This is a genomic window from Streptomyces omiyaensis (assembly GCF_014650895.1).
In the GTDB taxonomy this organism is placed as follows: Bacteria; Actinomycetota; Actinomycetes; order Streptomycetales; family Streptomycetaceae; genus Streptomyces; species Streptomyces omiyaensis.
Genome location: NZ_BMVV01000003.1, coordinates 561708 through 580818, shown reverse-complemented (window position 1 = coordinate 580818; position 19111 = coordinate 561708). Strand labels below are relative to the sequence as shown.

14 protein-coding genes are annotated in these 19111 nt (G+C 70.6%); 5 read left to right on the top strand and 9 right to left on the bottom strand.

Going from position 1 to position 19111, the window contains the following annotated elements; translation table 11 throughout:
* Positions 1-280: 280 nt before the first annotated feature.
* From IE287_RS08160 to thyX, 3 genes are all read right to left on the bottom strand, one after another.
* Positions 281-1966, bottom strand: a complete 1686-nt coding sequence (locus IE287_RS08160; protein ID WP_189848214.1) for a ribonuclease J — start codon at positions 1964-1966, stop codon at positions 281-283.
* 115 nt (positions 1967-2081) lie between these two features.
* Entirely contained in the window at positions 2082-2981 is a 900-nt protein-coding gene (dapA, locus tag IE287_RS08155) for a 4-hydroxy-tetrahydrodipicolinate synthase (protein ID WP_189848213.1), read from the bottom strand.
* A gap of 178 nt (positions 2982-3159) precedes the next feature.
* Positions 3160-3900 carry an FAD-dependent thymidylate synthase gene (gene thyX / locus IE287_RS08150; RefSeq protein ID WP_189848212.1) on the bottom strand — a complete coding sequence of 247 codons (741 nt, stop codon included), beginning with the start codon at positions 3898-3900 and terminating at the stop codon, positions 3160-3162.
* Positions 3901-4058: 158 nt separating this feature from the next.
* Here thyX and IE287_RS08145 point away from each other — a divergent pair, with 158 nt between their 5' ends.
* Both IE287_RS08145 and IE287_RS08140 read left to right on the top strand, forming a co-directional pair.
* Positions 4059-4298, top strand: a complete 240-nt coding sequence (locus IE287_RS08145; RefSeq protein WP_189848211.1) for a hypothetical protein — start codon at positions 4059-4061, stop codon at positions 4296-4298.
* Positions 4299-4352: 54 nt separating this feature from the next.
* Entirely contained in the window at positions 4353-4901 is a 549-nt protein-coding gene (locus tag IE287_RS08140; protein ID WP_189848210.1) for an SCO5741 family PH domain-containing membrane protein, read from the top strand.
* Here IE287_RS08140 and IE287_RS08135 read toward each other — a convergent pair.
* From IE287_RS08135 to eccD, 6 genes are all read right to left on the bottom strand, one after another.
* Positions 4891-5343 (bottom strand): hypothetical protein, encoded by a 453-nt coding sequence (locus tag IE287_RS08135; protein ID WP_189848209.1) that lies wholly within the window; start codon positions 5341-5343, stop codon positions 4891-4893. The two genes, IE287_RS08140 and IE287_RS08135, sit on opposite strands and share 11 nt — an antisense overlap.
* 5 nt (positions 5344-5348) lie before the next feature.
* Positions 5349-6101 carry a 4-hydroxy-tetrahydrodipicolinate reductase gene (gene dapB / locus IE287_RS08130; RefSeq protein WP_189848208.1) on the bottom strand — a complete coding sequence of 251 codons (753 nt, stop codon included), beginning with the start codon at positions 6099-6101 and terminating at the stop codon, positions 5349-5351.
* A gap of 26 nt (positions 6102-6127) precedes the next feature.
* Positions 6128-7507 carry a M16 family metallopeptidase gene (locus IE287_RS08125; protein WP_189848207.1) on the bottom strand — a complete coding sequence of 460 codons (1380 nt, stop codon included), beginning with the start codon at positions 7505-7507 and terminating at the stop codon, positions 6128-6130.
* Positions 7504-9714, bottom strand: a complete 2211-nt coding sequence (locus IE287_RS08120) for a polyribonucleotide nucleotidyltransferase (protein WP_189848206.1) — start codon at positions 9712-9714, stop codon at positions 7504-7506. Before IE287_RS08120 ends, IE287_RS08125 begins: the two co-directional genes overlap by 4 nt.
* A 266-nt stretch (positions 9715-9980) precedes the next feature.
* Entirely contained in the window at positions 9981-10268 is a 288-nt protein-coding gene (rpsO, locus tag IE287_RS08115; RefSeq protein WP_189848205.1) for a 30S ribosomal protein S15, read from the bottom strand.
* Between the two features lie 177 nt (positions 10269-10445).
* Complete coding sequence (gene eccD, locus IE287_RS08110; protein WP_189848204.1) at positions 10446-11945, bottom strand: type VII secretion integral membrane protein EccD; 1500 nt, start codon at positions 11943-11945, stop codon at positions 10446-10448.
* A gap of 293 nt (positions 11946-12238) precedes the next feature.
* Here eccD and eccCa point away from each other — a divergent pair, with 293 nt between their 5' ends.
* The 3 genes from eccCa (at position 12239) to IE287_RS08095 (ending at position 19106) form a co-directional block, all read left to right on the top strand.
* Entirely contained in the window at positions 12239-16204 is a 3966-nt protein-coding gene (gene eccCa, locus IE287_RS08105; protein ID WP_189848203.1) for a type VII secretion protein EccCa, read from the top strand.
* A gap of 114 nt (positions 16205-16318) precedes the next feature.
* The gene (locus IE287_RS08100) at positions 16319-16816 is read left to right on the top strand and encodes a hypothetical protein (protein WP_189848202.1); all 498 of its coding nucleotides are present in this window, start codon (positions 16319-16321) and stop codon (positions 16814-16816) included.
* A gap of 25 nt (positions 16817-16841) precedes the next feature.
* Positions 16842-19106: a hypothetical protein gene (locus IE287_RS08095; protein WP_189848201.1), complete on the top strand. Its 2265-nt coding sequence runs from the start codon at positions 16842-16844 to the stop codon at positions 19104-19106.
* The last annotated feature ends 5 nt before the right edge of the window (positions 19107-19111 follow it).

The window sequence follows — 19111 nt, the reverse complement described above, 5'->3', positions numbered from 1 at the left end:
CCCTCCGGGCGCTTCCTTCGTTTCCGACTCTATCAGATCTTTCCGACCCGATTTCCTCGGTGCTTTCCGGTCCCGAATTCGATTTCCTCGGGGCCTTCCGGCGCTTTCCGACTTTATCAGAAGATCTGAGTCGGATTTCCCGCCTCCCGTTCGGCCGTCCGGACGCACTGCGGCGCCGGGGCTTCCCGATCTGGCGGAGCCGTAAACGTACTGGAGCGGGGCGCCCCGATGCAAATCGAGGCGCCCCGCTCCGTAACCGCGCTGGTCAGGCCCTGCGGGCTCAGACCTCGACGACGACCGGGAGGATCATCGGCCGGCGGCGGTAGGTGTCGGAGACCCACTTGCCGACGGTGCGGCGGATCAGCTGCTGGAGCTGGTGGGGCTCGACGACGCCGTCCTGGGCGGACTTGTTCAGCGCCTGCTCGATCTTCGGGAGCACCGCGTCGAAGGCGGAGTCCTCGATGCCGGAGCCGCGCGCGTGAACGTGCGGGCCGCCGGTGATCTTGCCGGTGGAGGAGTCGACCACCAGGAAGACCGAGATGATGCCCTCCTCACCGAGGATCCGGCGGTCCTTGAGGGAGGACTCGGTGACGTCGCCGACCGAGAGGCCGTCCACGTACACGTACCCCGCCTGGACCTTGCCGGTGATCCGGGCGCGGCCGTCGACCAGGTCGACGACGACGCCGTCCTCGGCGATGACGATGTGGTCCTTCGGGATGCCCGTCATCGCGCCGAGCTCGGCGTTGGCGCGCAGGTGGCGCCACTCGCCGTGGACCGGCATGAGGTTCTTCGGCTTGCAGATGTTGTAGAAGTACAGCAGCTCGCCGGCCGAGGCGTGGCCCGAGACGTGGACCTTGGCGTTGCCCTTGTGGACGACGTTGGCGCCCCAGCGGGTCAGGCCGTTGATCACGCGGTACACCGCGTTCTCGTTGCCCGGGATGAGGGACGAGGCCAGGATGACCGTGTCGCCGGGGACGATCCGGATCTGGTGGTCGCGGTTGGCCATGCGGGACAGGGCCGCCATCGGCTCGCCCTGGGAACCCGTGCAGACCAGCACGACCTCGTCGTCCGGCAGGTCGTCCAGCGTCTTCACGTCCACGACGAGGCCCGGCGGGACCCGGAGGTAGCCGAGGTCGCGGGCGATGCCCATGTTGCGGACCATCGAACGGCCGACGAAGGCGACCCGGCGGCCGTACTCGTGGGCGGCGTCGAGGATCTGCTGGATGCGGTGCACGTGGCTGGCGAAGCTCGCCACGATGATCCGCTTCTGGGCGTTGGCGAAGACGTTCCGCAGGACGTTGGAGATGTCCCGCTCGTGCGCCGTGAAGCCGGGGACCTCGGCGTTCGTCGAGTCCGTCAGCAGGAGGTCGATGCCCTCCTCGCTGAGGCGCGCGAAGGCGTGCAGGTCCGTGAGGCGGTTGTCCAGCGGGAGCTGGTCCATCTTGAAGTCGCCCGTGTGGACGACCATGCCCGCGGGGGTGCGGATGGCGACCGCCAGGGCGTCCGGGATGGAGTGGTTGACCGCGATGAACTCGCAGTCGAAGGCGCCGAGCCGCTCGCGGTGGCCCTCGGCCACTTCGAGGGTGTACGGGCGGATGCGGTGCTCCTGGAGCTTCGCCTCGATCAGCGCGAGGGTCAGCTTGGAGCCGATGAGGGGGATGTCCTGCCGCAGGCGCAGCAGGTACGGCACGCCACCGATGTGGTCCTCGTGGCCGTGGGTCAGGACGATGCCGACGACATCGTCGATCCGGTCCTGGATGGTGGTGAAGTCGGGCAGGATCAGGTCGACGCCCGGCTGCTCCTCCTCGGGGAAGAGGACGCCGCAGTCGACGATCAGCAGCTTGCCGTCGTACTCGAAGACGGTCATGTTGCGACCGATCTCGCCCAGACCGCCGAGCGGGGTGACGCGCAGGGCGCCCTGGGGCAGCTTCGGCGGGGCGCCGAGTTCGGGATGCGGATGGCTCAAAAGTCTCTCCTCACCACACGCGCCACGTACCGGTCGGCACGTGGCGCGCATGACAATCGTGCACTTGCTGTTGTCGGTGTTCAGTTGTCGCCTTGTTCAGTTGTGAAGTCCGGTGTCAGAGGTCTACCCCGCCGGCGGCCAGGTCGACCTTGAGCTGGTCGGTCTCCTGGGCGGAGAGCTCGACGAGCGGGAGGCGCAGCGGACCGGCCGGGAGGCCCTGGAGGGCGAGCGCGGCCTTGGTGGTCATCACGCCCTGGGTGCGGAACATGCCGGTGTAGACCGGGAGCAGCTTCTGGTGGATCTCGGTGGCCTTCCCGACCTCGCCCGCGAGGTGGGCGTCGAGGAGGGCGCGGAGGTCGGGGGTGACGACGTGGCCCACGACGGAGACGAAGCCGACGGCTCCGACCGAGAGCAGCGGCAGGTTGAGCATGTCGTCGCCGGAGTACCAGGCGAGGCCGGAGCGGGCGATGGCCCAGCTGGCGCGGCCGAGGTCGCCCTTGGCGTCCTTGTTGGCGACGATCCGGGGGTGCTCGGCGAGCCGGACGAGGGTCTCGGTGTCGATCGGGACGCCGGAGCGGCCGGGGATGTCGTAGAGCATCACCGGGAGGCCGGTGGCGTCGGCGATCGCCGTGAAGTGCCGGTACAGGCCCTCCTGCGGGGGCTTGTTGTAGTACGGCGTGACGGCGAGGAGACCGTGGGCGCCGTCGCGCTCGGCGGCGCGGGCCAGCTCGATGGAGTGGTGGGTGTCGTTGGTGCCGATGCCGGCGACGACGTGGGCGCGGTCGCCGACCGCATCCAGCACGGCGCGTACGAGCTCCGATTTCTCCGCGTCGCTGGTGGTGGGGGACTCGCCGGTGGTGCCGTTGACGACGAGGCCGTCGTTGCCTGCGTCCACCAGGTGGGTGGCGAGTCGCCGGGCGCCGTCGAGGTCGAGTGCGCCGTCCGCCGTGAAGGGCGTGACCATGGCGGTGAGGACCCGCCCGAAGGGGGTCTGCGGAGTGGAGATCGGAGCCATGGGTAACACGCTACTCGCTGCTCAGCGCCGGGTGTCCCCTCGGGGGGACGTCAGAAGAGGAGCCCGGCACTGCCTGCTCGGGGGTTCAAGCAGTGCCGGGTCCGTTTGATCAGCCTAGATGAACTTCACGAAACGTCGCAATACGGACACTTCGCGAGAGTGGGCGAACATCTGTGCCTTACGGCGCGACGCGCCCGTTCTTGTTGAAGGCCGCGTGGGTCAGCGGCATCAGCCGGGCCCAGTGCTCCTCCATCTTCTCGCCGACCATCTCGATCTCCCGCTGCGGGAAGGAGGGGACCGCCGCCAGCTCGTGCTGGGTGCGCAGGCCGAGGAAGTGCATGAGGGAGCGCGCGTTGCAGGTCGCGTACATCGAGGAGTACAGGCCGACCGGGAGGACCGCGCGGGCCACCTCGCGGGCGACGCCGGCGGCGAGCATCTCCTGGTACGTCTCGTACGCCCGGCGGTACGAGTCCTCCATCGCCCGGTCGACCAGCTCGTGCTGGGCGTCGGTGCCCTCGACGAAGACGTACTTGCCCGGGCGGCCCTCCTGGACCAGCTTGCGGGAGGCGTCGGGGACGTAGAAGACCGGCTGGAGCTCCCTGTAGCGGCCCGACTCCTCGTTGTACGACCAGCCCACCCGGTGCCGCATGAACTCGCGGAAGACGAAGATCGGGGCGCTGATGAAGAAGGTCATCGAGTTGTGCTCGAAGGGGCTGCCGTGGCGGTCCCGCATCAAGTAGTTGATCAGGCCCTTCGAGCGCTCCGGGTCCTTCTGGAGCTCGTCGAGGGACTGCTCGCCCGCCGTGGAGACCCGGGCCGCCCACAGGACGTCGGAGTCGGCCGCGGCGCTCTTGACCAGTTCGACGGTGACGTCGCTCCGAAGGTCGATCTTCGCCGGCTCGGTGGGGGTGTCGGTCACCAGGAGTACCTTCCAGTCGTCTGTGGGGCGGGCCAAGGTTAGCGCGACTCCGTCGGAAGGATGAGATTCGGCTGCTTCGGTGAAAAACGGCACCAAACCCTCGGTTCGCTCGTCTGTACCGGTGAGGCGCACCATCACCACCGAGGAGAGTGACACCCATGTCCAGGCGGACCGAGGCCGTACCGTTCGCGTTCGTGTCGGAGGCCGACGAGTTCCGCAGTAACGTCACTCCGCCGCCCCGGGAACGACTCCGTCCGGGTCAGGTCGTCGGACGCACGCTGCTCGGGCTCACCGTGGTCGCCGGTCTCGTGGGTTCCCTCGTCCTCGGGATGCCCTCCCTCGACAGCACGGACTCGCCCACGCGCCAGCAGCAGTCCGAAGCCTCCGACAACCGCTGAGGTAGCCTCACCGGGCACTGCCCCATCGAGCGTGCTTGTGAGTGAGGAACCGCCGTGCCCCTGCCCTTCCTGACGGCCGACCGTGCCTTCGACACCACCGATGCCGTCGCGCTCCCGTTCGACGACCACGACCAGTGGCGCCGTCCGTACCGTCCAGGGCCCTACCGGGTCGGTGCGGCGGCGCTCGCGCTGCTGCTCGCCTCGTTCGTGCTGCTCGCCGCGGTGATCATCGCCGCCGCGGGTGCCGTCGGCGCCGCGTTCGTCACCTTCGGCGTCGCCGTACTGATCATCCTGGCCTCGCTGCGCCTGCTGCGCATGGGCACCTGGGTGAGCCGCGCCGGGGTGCGCCGCGTCGGCTTCTTCGCGACCTCCACCACGCCCTGGGCGAAGGTGGCCGCCGTCCGCACCGTCCAGCAGCCGGTGCGCTGGCTGAACTTCCCCCGCACCGTCCAGGGCCAGGCCCTGCTGCTCGACCGGGCGGCCGGTGAGCAGCTGGTGCTGCTCACCGACCACAACGCCGACTTCCTCTCCCGGACCGAGGCCTTCGACCGGGCCGCCGACACCGTCGAGGCGTGGCAGGCGGAGTACGGCGTCAGGCGCTGACCGTCCGGCCCTCGCGGAGGGTGATGGCCCGCTGCATCGCCTTGCGGGCCCGCGGGGTGTCACGGGCGTCGTGATAGGCCACCGCCAGCCGGAACCAGCAGCGCCAGTCCTCCGGCGACTCCTCCGTCTCGGCCTTGCGCCGGGCGAAGACCTCGTCGGCCGAGTCGCGGTCGATCCGGCCGCCCCCGGTGCGCCGCAGGTCGTCGACCGGGAGCCCGCCCTCGGCCTCCAGCTCCGCGGCCAGCCGGTTGGCCCGGCGCGCGAAGCTGGTGTTCTTCCAGAGGAACCAGGCGCCGACGCAGGGCAGCAGGAACGCGACCGCGCCCATGCCCATGGCCGCCGGCTCGCCGGTCAGGAGGAGCAGGACGCCCTCCATCGCCACCACCCCGAAGACCAGCACGAGGACGGTGGAGAGGAAGACGTACGTGATCTTGCCGCCCATGACCGTCAGCCCAGGTCCAGGAAGTGCTCCAGGCCGAACGTGAGGCCCGGGGTGTCCACCACGCGGCGGGCACCGAGCAGCACGCCCGGCATGAAGCTGGAGTGGTGCAGCGAGTCGTGGCGGACGGTGAGGGTCTCCCCCTCGCCGCCGAGCAGCACCTCCTGGTGGGCCAGCAGGCCCGCCAGACGGATCGCGTGCACCCGGACGCCGTCGACGTCGGCGCCGCGGGCGCCCTCGACCCCGGTGCGGGTGTTGTCCGGCTGGGCGCCCAGGCCGGCCTCGGCGCGGGCCTTGGCGATCAGCTGGGCGGTGCGGGTGGCGGTGCCCGAGGGGGCGTCCACCTTGTGCGGGTGGTGCAGCTCGACGACCTCGACCGACTCGAAGTACGGCGCCGCGATCTGCGCGAACTTCATGGTGAGGACCGCGCCGATGGAGAAGTTCGGCGCGATGAGGACGCCGGTCTCCGGGGAGGCGGCGAGCCAGCCGTCCAGCTGCGCGAGGCGCTCCTCGGTCCAGCCGGTGGTGCCGACCACCGCGTGGATGCCGTGGCCCACGCAGTACTCGAGATTGGCCATGACCGAGTCGGGGGTGGTCAGCTCGACGACGACCTGGGCACCCGCCTCGGCGAGGGTCTCCAGCTTGTCGCCGCGGCCGAGGGCCGCGACCAGCTCCATGTCCTCGGCGGCCTCGACGGCCCTGACGGCCTCGGAGCCGATCCGGCCCCGGGCGCCGAGGACGGCCACGCGCAGCTTGCTCATCGCACTTCTTCCTTTGGAGGTGGAGGTCAGGAGACGGCCTGGTGGAGGCGGTCCGCCTGCTTGTCCTTGAGCGGGCCTATCACCGAGAGCGAGGGCCGCTGGGTCAGTACGTCACGGGCGACCTCCCGGACCTCGTCCGGGGTGACGGCCGCGATCGTGCTCAGCATGGAGTCCACCGACATCTGCGTGCCCCAGCAGAGCTCGCTCTTGCCGATGCGGTTCATCAGGGCCCCGGTGTCCTCCAGGCCGAGGACGGTGGAGCCGGAGAGCTGGCCGACCGCGCGGGCGATCTCCTCGTCCGTGAGGCCCTCGGAGGCCACCCGGTCGAGCTCGTCCCGGCAGATCCTCAGCACGTCGTGGACCTGGCTGGGGCGGCAGCCCGCGTACACGCCGAAGAGTCCGCAGTCGGCGAAGCCCGAGGTGTACGAGTACACGCTGTAGGCCAGGCCGCGCTTCTCCCGGACCTCCTGGAAGAGGCGGGAGGACATGCCGCCGCCGAGGGCGGTGTTCAGCACGCCGAGCGCCCAGCGGCGGTCGTCGGTGCGGGCCAGTCCCGGCATGCCGAGGACGACGTGCGCCTGCTCGGTCCTCCGGCCCAGGAGCTCGACCCGGCCGGCCGCGCGGATGGTCTTCCGGCCGTCGCGCGGGGCGATCGGGGCGGCGTCCGTGCGGCCGAGGGCGCCGGCGCGCTCGAAGGCGCGGCGGACCTGGCGCACCACCGTGGCGTGGTCCACGTTGCCCGCGGCGGCGACCACCAGGTGGGTCGGGTCGTAGTGCTTCTTGTAGAAGCGGGCGATCTGGCCGCGGGTGAGCGCGTTGATCGTGTCGACGGTGCCGAGGACCGGGCGGCCCAGCGGGGTGTCGCCGAACATGGTCTGCGCGAAGAGGTCGTGCACCACGTCACCGGGGTCGTCCTCGGTCATCGCGATCTCCTCGAGGATCACGCCGCGCTCGGCGTCCACGTCGGAGTCGAGGATGAGCGAGCCCGTGAGCATGTCGCAGACGACGTCGATCGCCAGCGGCAGGTCGGTGTCGAGGACCCGGGCGTAGTAGCAGGTGTACTCCTTCGCCGTGAAGGCGTTCATCTCGCCGCCGACCGCGTCGATCGCGGAGGAGATGTCGAGGGCGGACCGCCGGCCGGTGCCCTTGAAGAGGAGGTGCTCCAGGTAGTGGGTGGCGCCGTTGAGCGCCGGCGTCTCGTCGCGGGAGCCGACGTGGGCCCAGATGCCGAAGGTCGCCGAGCGCACCGACGGAAGGGTCTCGGTGACGATGCGGAGGCCGCCGGGGAGGGTCGTGCGGCGGACGGTGCCGATGCCGTCCTTGCCCGGGAGAAGCGTTTGGGTACGGGCGACGGCCCGCCCCTCGGAGGAGGGGCGGGCCGTCGTCGCGGAACTACGGGACGTCACGAGGAGGCGTCGTCCTTCTTCTCGTCCTCGCCCTCGATCACGGGGATCAGGGAGAGCTTGCCGCGCTGGTCGATCTCGGCGATCTCGACCTGGACCTTGGAGCCGATCGCGAGCACGTCCTCGACGTTCTCCACGCGCTTGCCGCCGGCGAGCTTGCGGATCTGCGAGATGTGCAGCAGGCCGTCCTTGCCCGGGAGCAGGGAGACGAAGGCACCGAAGGTGGTGGTCTTGACGACCGTGCCCAGGTAGCGCTCGCCGACCTCCGGCATGGTCGGGTTGGCGATGCCGTTGATCGTGGCGCGGGCGGCCTCGGCGGCCGGGCCGTCGGCGGCACCGATGTAGATGGTGCCGTCGTCCTCGATCGTGATCTCGGCGCCGGTGTCCTCCTGGATCTGGTTGATCATCTTGCCCTTGGGGCCGATGACCTCGCCGATCTTGTCCACGGGGATCTTGACGGTGATGATCCGCGGGGCGTTGGGGGACATCTCGTCCGGGGTGTCGATCGCTTCCATCATCACGTCGAGGATGTGGAGGCGGGCGTCGCGGGCCTGCTTGAGGGCCGCGGCCAGGACGGAGGCCGGGATGCCGTCCAGCTTGGTGTCGAGCTGGAGGGCGGTGACGAACTCCTTGGTGCCGGCGACCTTGAAGTCCATGTCGCCGAAGGCGTCCTCCGCACCGAGGATGTCGGTGAGGGCGACGTAGTGCGTCTCGCCGTTGATCTCCTGGGAGATCAGGCCCATGGCGATGCCGGCGACCGGGGCCTTGAGGGGCACACCGGCGTTCAGCAGCGACATGGTGGAGGCGCAGACGGAGCCCATGGACGTCGAGCCGTTGGAGCCGAGGGCCTCGGACACCTGGCGGATCGCGTAGGGGAACTCCTCGCGGGTCGGGAGGACCGGCACGATCGCGCGCTCGGCGAGCGCGCCGTGGCCGATCTCGCGGCGCTTCGGGGAGCCGACGCGGCCGGTCTCGCCGACGGAGTACGGCGGGAAGTTGTAGTTGTGCATGTAGCGCTTGCGGGTCACCGGGGAGAGGGTGTCCAGCTGCTGCTCCATGCGGAGCATGTTGAGGGTGGTGACGCCCAGGATCTGGGTCTCGCCACGCTCGAACAGGGCGGAGCCGTGCACGCGCGGGATGGCCTCGACCTCGGCGGCCAGCGTACGGATGTCCGTGACGCCGCGGCCGTCGATGCGGACCTTGTCCTTGATGACGCGCTCGCGGACCAGGGCCTTGGTCAGGGAGCGGTACGCGGCGGAGATCTCCTTCTCGCGGCCCTCGAAGGCCGGGAGGAGCTTCTCGGCGGCGATCTCCTTGACGCGGTCCAGCTCGGCCTCGCGGTCCTGCTTGCCGGCGATGGTGAGCGCCTGGGCCAGCTCGCCGCGGACGGCGTCGGAGAGCGCGGCGTACACGTCGTCCTGGTAGTCCAGGAAGATCGGGAACTCGCCCTCGGGCTTGGCGGCCTTCGCGGCGAGGTCCGACTGGGCCTTGCAGAGGACCTTGATGAACGGCTTCGCGGCCTCGAGGCCCGCGGCGACGATCTCCTCGGTCGGCGCCTCGGCGCCGCCCTTGACGAGGGCGATGGTCTTCTCGGTGGCCTCGGCCTCGACCATCATGATCGCGACGTCGCCGTCCTCCAGGACACGGCCGGCGACGACCATGTCGAAGACGGCGTCCTCGAGCTCCGTGTGGGTCGGGAAGGCGACCCACTGGCCCTGGATCAGCGCGACGCGGACGCCGCCGATCGGGCCGGAGAAGGGCAGGCCGGCCAGCTGGGTGGACGCGGACGCGGCGTTGATCGCGACGACGTCGTACAGGTGGTCGGGGTTGAGCGCCATGATCGTGGCGACGACCTGGATCTCGTTGCGCAGGCCCTTCTTGAAGGACGGGCGCAGCGGGCGGTCGATCAGGCGACAGGTGAGGATGGCGTCCTCGGAGGGACGGCCCTCGCGGCGGAAGAAGGAGCCGGGGATCTTGCCGGCCGCGTACATCCGCTCCTCGACGTCCACCGTGAGGGGGAAGAAGTCGAGCTGGTCCTTGGGGCGCTTGGAGGCGGTGGTCGCCGAGAGCACCATGGTGTCGTCGTCGAGGTAGGCGACGGCGGAGCCGGCGGCCTGGCGGGCGAGACGGCCCGTCTCGAAACGGATGGTGCGGGTGCCGAAGGAACCGTTGTCGATGACGGCCTCGGCGTAGTGGGTCTCGTTCTCCACTATGGGTTTCTCCTACGTTCGTCTTTGGTCCGCGCGCCCGTGTGGCGCGGGACGGTGCGGGAGAAGCACAGAGGTGGCGGGCCGGTCTTCGATCGAAGCACCCGGGATGAGGTCCGGGGGCCACTACCGAGGACCGGCGGCGTGCCGGCTGCTTCTCGCGCGGGTCGTGGCGTTCTGCGACCAGAGTAATTGCCGGTCGGCACTTCGCGCACGTACAGCAAAGGGAGCGGCCCCCTGAAAGTGGGAACCGCTCCCTTCACGGCGTCTTACTTGGCGCCGGCCGCACCGCGGCGGATGCCGAGCCGGTCGACCAGCGTACGGAAGCGCTGGATGTCCTTCTTGGCCAGGTACTGCAGCAGACGGCGGCGCTGACCGACCAGGATGAGCAGGCCACGACGGGAGTGGTGGTCGTGCTTGTGGGTCTTGAGGTGCTCGGTCAGGTCCGAGATGCGGCGGGACAGCATGGCGACCTGGACCTCGGGGGAGCCGGTGTCGCCCTCCTTGGTGCCGAAGTCGGCCATGATCTGCTTCTTGACGGCGGCGTCGAGAGCCACGCGGTTCTCCTCGGGTTTCGTGCCCACGAGTGCCCCTGGTCTACATCTCAGGGGAGCTTCCGTGACTCGGGAGCGGGATGCCGGTGCGCGCTGCCCGGGGCGGCGCCGATGCGGGGCATCGGCGGGTGCTTCCGGGAATGCGCACACGAACGGCCGTCACACAGCGTACCAGGCGGCTCAGGAGGTCAGTGCCCGGATGGAGTGGTAGACGTCGAAGACCGCGAGGCAGAGCGGCAGCAGCGTGAGCAGCACGAAGGTCTCGGCGATCTCCAGGAAGCGGCCCCAGAAGGGGGTGACGCCCTTGCTCGGCACGATCAGGCCGATGGCCGTGAGGAGCGCGGCGACACCGGCGATGGCCGCGGAGAGCCAGACCGTACGGATGTCGAGGGCCGTGCCGTCGCCCTTGAGGGCCTCCAGGAGGAGCTCCGCGGGCGGGTTCAGGCAGAGGCCGAGTCCCAGCAGGACCAGCGCGCCGAGGCCGGCCGCCAGGGCACAGCCGACCTGCGCGGTGTAGCGGAACAGGTGGGCGCGCATCAGCATGGCGACGCCGGTGGCGAGGGCCAGCAGCTGGCCCCAGACGGTGTCGGAGAAGCCGAGCACGGCGGCGGAGCCGACGGCGACGAGGGCGCAGCCGCCGACCAGCCCGACGAGCAGCTCGTGGCCGCGGCGGGCCTGGGCGGCGATCCGGGCGGCGTCGACCGGCCCCTGCGGCTCGGCGTCAGAGCCGTATCCGCCGATGTTGGTCCGGGGCGGCTCGAAGCCGATGGGGAGGCGGGCGAAGCGGGTGGAGAGGCCCGGCAGGAAGGCGAGCGCGCCGACGGCGAAGGGGGCGCAGACCGCGGCGGTCTCGGCCGGGGTCAGGCCGGTCAGGATGGCGGCGAAGGTGACCAGCATGCCGACGGAGGCGGCGAAGACGAAGGCGACGAAGGGGCCGTCGCCGCCGGGGGCGACGATCGTGAGGATCACGGCCCAGACGAGGACGGCGGTGCAGGCGAGCAGGAACTGCAGCTTGCCGATGCCCTGGCCGTCGGCGAGGGCGAGCAGTCCGGAGCCCGCGACGGCGGCGTTCGCCATCGCACCGGTGCCGAGGGCCACGGCGGAGCCCCGGTCGTCGTAGACGCGGGCGCGGACGGCGGCGAGCGCGAGGAGCAGGACGGCGGTGACGCCGGCCAGGACGCCGGGCAGTCCGTGCATGTCGTGGCGGGGCTCGGCCGTCCACAGGACGAAGGCGAGGAGGACGAGGAGGACCGCTCCGCCGAGGAGGCCGGCGCCGCGCATCAGGGCGTCGGACCACAGGGTCCGGTCCTTGGAGACGGCGGAGGCGACCGCGTCGGAGACGTCGTCGAAGACGGCCGGCGGCAGCGAGTCGGCGAAGGGGCGGAGCGACAGCAGCTCGCCGTCGAGGATGCGCTGGGCGGCCAGCGAGCGGCTGCCGTCGAGGACGGTGCCGTCCCGGCGCACCAGGTGGTAGCCGACCGGGGCGCCGGGCGCCGGGGTCTGGCCGGAGAGGCGGAGCACCTCCGGGTAGAGGTCGGCGAGGGCGACGTCCTCGGGCAGTGCGACGTCGACGCGGCCGTCGGGCGCGACGACGGTGATCCGGCAGAAGCCGGTGCCGCCGTGGAACACGGTGGTGGGAGCCGACTGGCCGGCTCCGCCGGCCGTGGCTGGGGCCGTCATACTCACCTGCTGCTTCCCCTCGTGGTGGTCCTGTCCGGCGGGTCCGGGGGCGCCGGGCCCGGGAGCGGGCCGGCGGTCGCGGACCGCGGGTCGGGCGCCGTGGACCGCGGTGCGGATGTTGCGCTCCGAATGACCCGATTTTTGCGATAGTTCATGGCCACGCAAATATTTCGGGCCACCCTACCGCCCACCCGTGACCCCGCACCAAAGTAGGATCCCTCCCCGCGGATGGATCCTGTCGCCACGGGGGCGTCTGGAGGAACTTTCCGTCCGGCAACGGAAATTGGTGAGCTGTGAGCCAGATCGTCGTCAAGCGCCCACCGCGGGCCCTGCCGTCCGAAGTGCCTGACGAACAGGTGCAGTTGCAACCCCCTCCGGAGCTGCCCCGGGGGCAGCAGGAGGGCGCGCTGATGCAGCTCCTGCCGATGCTCGGCATGGGCGGCTCCGTCGTCTTCTTCTTCATGACGCCGAACCCGATCATGCGGATCATGGGCATGGTGATGATCGCGTCGACGGTGGCCATGGCCATCGCGATGCTGGTCCGCTACCGGCGGGGGACCCAGGGCCAGCTCGCCGACCTGCGGCGCGACTACCTCAAGTACCTGACGCAGACCCGCCGCGCGGTGCTGCGGACGGCCCACCTGCAGCGGGACGCGCAGTTCTACCTCCACCCGTCGCCGGAGCAGCTGTGGGCGCTGGTCGCCGAGGGCAGCCGGATCTGGGAGCGGCGGATCGGGGACGCCGACTTCGCGCAGGTCCGCGTCGGCCTGGGGAGCCAGCAGCTCGCGACCCCGCTGATCGCCCCCGAGACGGCGCCCGTGGACGAGCTCGAACCGCTGACGGCGGGGGCGATGCAGCAGTTCCTCACCGCGCACGGCACGCTGGACGGCCTGCCGATGGCGGTGTCGCTGCGCGCCTTCTACCACCTGACGGTGGGCGGCGAGCCGGAGGCGGCCCGGTCGACGACCCGGGCGATGCTCGGCTCGCTCGCGGCGCTCCACTCCCCCGAGGACATGGTCGTCGTGGTGGCCACGAGCGACACCGCGGCCCCGGCGTGGGAGTGGACGAAGTGGCTGCCGCACGTGCAGGCCACGGGCCCCGGCGACGGCGCGGGCAGCCGGCGTCTGATCACGACGGACGCGCGGGAGCTGGAGGACCTGGTGGCCGGGCGGCTGGAGGGCCGGCCCCGCTTCCAGGGGCCCCACCACCCGCTGCTGGACTTCCCGCACCTGGTCGTGGTGCTGGACGGGCAGTCGGTCCCGCAGACCTCGGCGCTCGCCTCGCCGGAGGGCATCCAGGGCGTGACGATCATCGAGGTCGTGCAGGGCCGGGGGGCCGGCAGCCGCGGCGACCTGGCCGTCGTCGTGGAGGGCGGGGAGCTGCGGCTGGAGTCGGGGCACGGGCACGTGTACGACGGCGTGCCCGACGCGCTGAGCCCGGACGCGGCGGAGGCGCTCGCCCGGCAGCTCGCGCCGCTGCGGGTGGCGAGCGGTTCGGACGACGACGAGCCGCTCCTCGCCAACCTGGACTTCACCGACCTGCTCAACCTCGGCGACGCGGCCTCGGTCGACGTGAGCCGCACCTGGCGGCCCCGCTCCCGGTCGGAGCGGCTGCGGGTGCCGATCGGCGTCGGCGAGGACGGCGTCCCGGTGATGCTGGACCTCAAGGAGGCCGCGCAGGAGGGCATGGGCCCGCACGGCCTGTGCGTCGGCGCGACCGGCTCCGGCAAGTCGGAGCTGCTGCGCACGCTGGTGCTCGGCCTGGCGGTGACGCACTCCTCGGAGACGCTGAACTTCGTCCTCGCGGACTTCAAGGGCGGCGCCACCTTCGCGGGCATGTCGCAGATGCCGCACGTGGCGGCGGTCATCACCAACCTGGCGGACGACCTGACGCTGGTGGACCGCATGGGCGACTCCATCCGCGGCGAGCTGAACCGGCGCCAGGAGATGCTGCGCGACGCGGGCAACTACGCCAACATCCACGACTACGAGAAGGCGCGCGCGGCCGGCGCGCCGCTCCAGCCGATCCCCTCGCTCGTCCTCGTCATCGACGAGTTCTCCGAGCTGCTGACGGCGATGCCGGACTTCATCGAGATGTTCGTGCAGATCGGCCGCATCGGCCGGTCGCTCGGCGTCCACCTGCTGCTCGCCTCGCAGCGCCTGGAGGAGGGCCGGCTGCGCGGCCTGGAGACGTACCTCTCCTACCGGATCGGTCTGCGGACCTTCTCGGCGGCCGAGTCCCGGGCGGCCATCGGCGTGCCCGACGCCTACTCGCTGCCGAACGTGCCGGGCTCGGGCTACCTCAAGTACGGCACCGACGAGATGGTGCGGTTCAAGGCGGCGTACGTCTCCGGCACCTACCGCACCAACCAGCACGCCGTGACGCAGGGCGGGCCGCTGCCGGTGGACCGGCGGCCGGTGCCGTTCACCGCGGCCCCGGTGCCGCTGCGCTATCTGGAGCCGGAGGCGCAGGTCCAGGTCCCCGAGGCCCGGTCGGCGGAGGACGACGCGCTGGCGGACTCGGTGCTCGACGTGATCGTGCGCCGGCTGGAGGGGCGCGGCGTCGAGGCGCACCAGGTGTGGCTGCCGCCGCTGGACAACCCGCCGCCGCTCGACTCGGTGCTGCCGGGGCTGGCGGGCGTCGAGGGCCGGGGGCTGACGCAGCCCGGGTACGAGGCGGCGGGCCGGCTCGTCGTCCCGCTGGGCGTGGTGGACAAGCCGTACGAGCAGCGCCGTGACACGCTCTTCCGGGACTTCTCCGGCGCCGCCGGCCACATGCAGATCATCGGCGGCCCGCAGTCCGGCAAGTCGACGCTGCTGCGGACGCTGATCTCGGCGTTCGCGCTGACCCACACCCCGCACGAGGTGCAGTTCTACGGGCTGGACTTCGGTGGTGGCGGCATGGCCTCGGTGGCCGGGCTGCCGCACGTCGGCGGGGTCGCGTCCCGGCTCGACCCGGAGCGGGTGCGGCGGACGGTGGCCGAGGTGTACGGCATCCTGTCGCGGCGCGAGGAGTACTTCCGCAGCGCGGGCGTCGACTCCATCCAGACCTTCCGGCGGCTGCGGGCCCGGGGCGACATCTCGGTGGCCGACCAGCCGTGGGGGGACGTCTTCCTGGTGATCGACGGCTGGGGCAACTTCCGCAGCGAGTACGAGGGGCTCGAACCGGCCGTCGTGGACATCGCGGCCCGCGGCCTCGGCTACGGCATCCACGTGATCGTCACCGCCTCGCGCTCCATGGAGGTCCGGGCCAACCTCAAGGACCACCTGATGAACCGGCTGGAGCTGCGGCTGGGCGACACGATGGACTCCGAGCTGGACCGCAAGATCGCCGCCAACGTGCCGACCGGGGTCCCTGGCCGCGGTCTGACGCCGGAGAAGCTGCACTTCATGGCGGCCGTTCCGCGCATCGACGGCATCAGCTCCGACAGCGACCTCGCCGAGGCGACCGCCGCGATGACGCAGGAGGTCACCCGGCACTGGACGGCGCCGGGCGCTCCGGAGGTCCGGCTGCTGCCGCGCGAGCTGGACGCGCACGCGCTGCCGGCCGGTCACGCGGAGCCGGGGCGCGGGGTCGCGTTCGCCATCGACGAGAACAACCTGGAGCCGGTCTTCGTCGACTTCGACCGCGACCCGTTCTTCCTGGTGTTCGGCGAGAGCGAGTCGGGCAAGTCGAACCTGCTGCGGCTGATGATCAAGCAGATCACGGAGCGGTACGACGGGGCCTCGGCGAAGTTCTTCGTCATCGACAACCGGCGTGCGCTGCTCGACGTGACCCCGGCGAGCCACCTCGCCGAGTACGTGCCCATGTCGAACAACATGGAGCACCACGTCGACGCCCTCGCCGACCTGATGCGCCGCCGCTCGCCGTCGGCGGACGTGACGGCGCAGCAGCTGCGGGACCGCAGCTGGTGGTCCGGGCCCAACCTGTTCGTGGTCGTCGACGACTACGACCTGGTCTCCACGTCGAGCGGCAACCCGCTGGCGAAGCTGACCGAACTCCTGCCGTTCGCGCGGGACGTCGGCGTCCGCTTCGTCATCGCCCGCAGCGGGGCCGGCGCCAGCCGGTCGGCCTACGAGTCGTTCATGCAGCGCATGATGGAGCTCGGCGCCCAGGGCGTCCTGCTCTCCGGCGACCCGCAGGAGGGCGACGTGCTCGGCGGCGTCCGCATGCGGCCGATGCCGGCGGGCCGCGGCATCTTCGTCTCGCGCCAGCGGGGGAATCCCCTGGTGCAGACGGGGCGGATGCCGGAGCTGTAGACGACCGGGCGGGGCGGTGACGGCGCGCCGCCGTCGTCCCGCCCGCCCGCCCCGGCCTGCGGGATTCCTCGATCCGTTGTCCTTATTCGTGCACGGCAAGGAGAGGTGACGTCCATGGCATGGGACGAATGGGAGCAGCTGAAATCGTCGGCCGCCGAACGCGATTCGGCGAAGATGCAGCTGAACGGGCTGCCGCCGGAGGACCGGCCGAACGCCGGCAATCCCTCGGGCGGCTTCCTCAAGGTCGACCAGCAGGACCTCGCCGCCATCGGCAACGAGGCCTTCAAGCTGTACAACCGGCTGTGGAAGGAGGCGCGCGTCACCTCCACGGACTCGGCGGCGTCCGACCTGAGCGGCCAGGGCTTCGCGCTCGGCGGGGCGCTGTCGCACGTCTCGCTGCGGTGGGACAAGCAGCTGGGGTCGGTGATGGACGCCTGCGCGCTGATCTCCAACCACATGGACTTCACGCAGAACGCGCACGCCGGCGACGAGATCTTCATCGAGCGGCACGTGAGCAGCATCCAGACCCTCGACGCGGGCTTCGACGACGACTGGGCCAAGGCGGGCAAGCCCAACGAGATCTACAAGCCGGACCCGAAGAAGAAGGACTGAGGACGGGGAACAGGGGATTGAGCTGATGGACTTCGAAGCCCTTCATTCGGCGAACTTCAAGCTGCTCGACGACACGGTCGGCGACTGGACGAGCATGCTGACCAAGCTGGAGGCACTGAAGAAGGACGCCCACGACGGCCTGCACAAGAAGGCCCTGACGGCCGACTGGGCCGGTGACAACGCGGTCATCTCGCGCGAGTTCGTGGGCAAGACGGCCGGCGAGTTCGGCGACGCGGTCACCCAGGCGACCTCGATCCGCAACATCGTCCAGGACACCAGGGACGACCTGAAGGCGCAGCAGCGCCTGCTCAAGGACGCGATCGAACGAGGCCGGGCGAAGAACCTCACCGTCACCGTGAACGGCGGAGGGTTCACGGTGAGCGAGAACCCCGACAAGAAGGCCCCGAACGGCCAGAGCGACGTCAACGCGCTGCGCGACGAGCTCCAGGGCATCGTCAACGCGGCCACCGAGATCGACAACAGCGCCTCCACGGCGCTGAAGGCCCTCGTCGACCTGACGGACCACGGCTTCTCGGACGCGTCCTACAAGGACCGCGACTCGGCGGTCGCCGCCGTGAAGGAGGCCGAGCGGCTGGCGGCCATCGCGCAGAAGAAGCCCCGCGACATGACCCCGGCGGACTTCGACGCGCTCAACAACGGGCTGAAGCAGTATTCCGGGGACCCGATATTCGCCGAGCACTTCGCGACCACGCTCGGCCCCAAGAAGACCCTCGAGTTCTGGGCCGGCATGAACGACCTGCGGGAGACCACCCAGCTCCGCGGCAAGTTCGACCAGATGGACGACCTGCAGAAGAACCTGAGCCTCACCCTCGCCACCGCGACCCAGGCGGACTCCCCGGAGATGTCCCGGTGGAAGTACGACATGATCAGCATGGGTGACCAGCCGCTCTCGAAGAACAGCACCGTCCAGGGCTTCCAGGTGATGAGCAACCTGATGCGCTGGGGGAACTACGACGACCAGTTCCTCAAGGACTACGGCACGAAGCTGATCGACACCGAGAAGAAGGCCACGGACAACGGCCGGCACGTCGCCATCGGATGGCAGCCCATGGGCATGGACCCCTGGCTGAACCGCACGGGCACCGACACCGGCTGGGACCCCATGACCGGCTTCCTGGCGGCGCTCTCGAACAGCCCGGACGCGGCGACGGACTTCTTCAGCGCGGACTTCGTCACGAAGGACGAGGACCACGACTTCAAGGAGGAGGGCGGCAAGAAGGAGAAGCGCGAGCTCACCAACTTCGACTACCTCTTCGAGGAGCGCGACTGGCCGCGGGCCACCAACGACCAGGGCAAGGACAGCACCGAGGGCCGCAACAACCTCGCGATGGCCCTGGAGGCGGCGACGACCGGCCACCCGGCCGGCCAGATGCCCACGGAGGAGACCCCGCCGCACAACAAGGACCAGGCGGAGCTCATGCAGAAGATCGTCGCCTCGGTCTCCGACGACCCCGAGCGGCTCACCAAGCACAGCTACATGTCGGACAGCATCGGCCAGATCACCTCCGAGTACCTGCCCGACATCAACCGGGCGATGTCCGACGACAGCCGCGGCAACACGGACAAGCTCTTCCCGATCGGCGGCACCCCGGCGGAGATGGAGCACTCGGACGTCACCCGCCTGCTGGTCACGCTGGGCCAGGACCCCAAGGCCAACGCGGCCGTCGAGGTCGGCCAGGCCGCCTACATGGGCAGCCTCATGGACTACCACCTGAACCCGAACGTCCCGGAGGACTCGAAGTACCCGCAGTCGCCGCAGAACACGATCGAGGAGATCTCGCGCCGGTCCGCCGAGATCGGCGGCACCCTGGCGGTCGGCCGCCAGGAGGCGATCGTCGGCCCCGCGGCCAAGGAGGCCAAGGACTTCGCGGACTCGGTGGCCCAGCAGAAGAACGCCTGGTCCGGCGCGATCAGCACGGGCATCGGCGTGGGCGTCAGCTTCGTCGCCACCCCCGTCGGCGGCGCGGTCGCCAGCGGCGTCTCCAGCACCGTCAGCTCCATGGTGCTGGAGCACATCTTCCAGCAGTCCGAGACGGACGTCCTGAAGGACGCCGGCAAGGACGCGGGCAAGCTGTGGGAGGACAGCAAGGAGAAGAACATCGCGATGAGCCAGCTGGCGGCCGAGCAGGCGGCCAAGGCGCACAACGTCCCGTACGCGAACCAGGTCACGGACTGGGCCAAGTACGGCACCGACAACGGCTTCAGCGACGCCTCGGACAACGCGCGCCACATGGCCGACGACCTGGAGACGGAGATCCAGCCCGACTGATCCCC

Coding starts and splice junctions, on each gene's coding strand:
- dapA (WP_189848213.1), bottom strand. CDS start 2,981: ATGGCTCCGATCTCCACTCCGCAGACCCCCTTCGGGCGGGTCCTCACC.
- IE287_RS08145 (WP_189848211.1), top strand. CDS start 4,059: ATGTCCAGGCGGACCGAGGCCGTACCGTTCGCGTTCGTGTCGGAGGCC.
- IE287_RS08135 (WP_189848209.1), bottom strand. CDS start 5,343: ATGGGCGGCAAGATCACGTACGTCTTCCTCTCCACCGTCCTCGTGCTG.
- dapB (WP_189848208.1), bottom strand. CDS start 6,101: ATGAGCAAGCTGCGCGTGGCCGTCCTCGGCGCCCGGGGCCGGATCGGC.
- eccD (WP_189848204.1), bottom strand. CDS start 11,945: ATGACGGCCCCAGCCACGGCCGGCGGAGCCGGCCAGTCGGCTCCCACC.
- IE287_RS08100 (WP_189848202.1), top strand. CDS start 16,319: ATGGCATGGGACGAATGGGAGCAGCTGAAATCGTCGGCCGCCGAACGC.
- IE287_RS08095 (WP_189848201.1), top strand. CDS start 16,842: ATGGACTTCGAAGCCCTTCATTCGGCGAACTTCAAGCTGCTCGACGAC.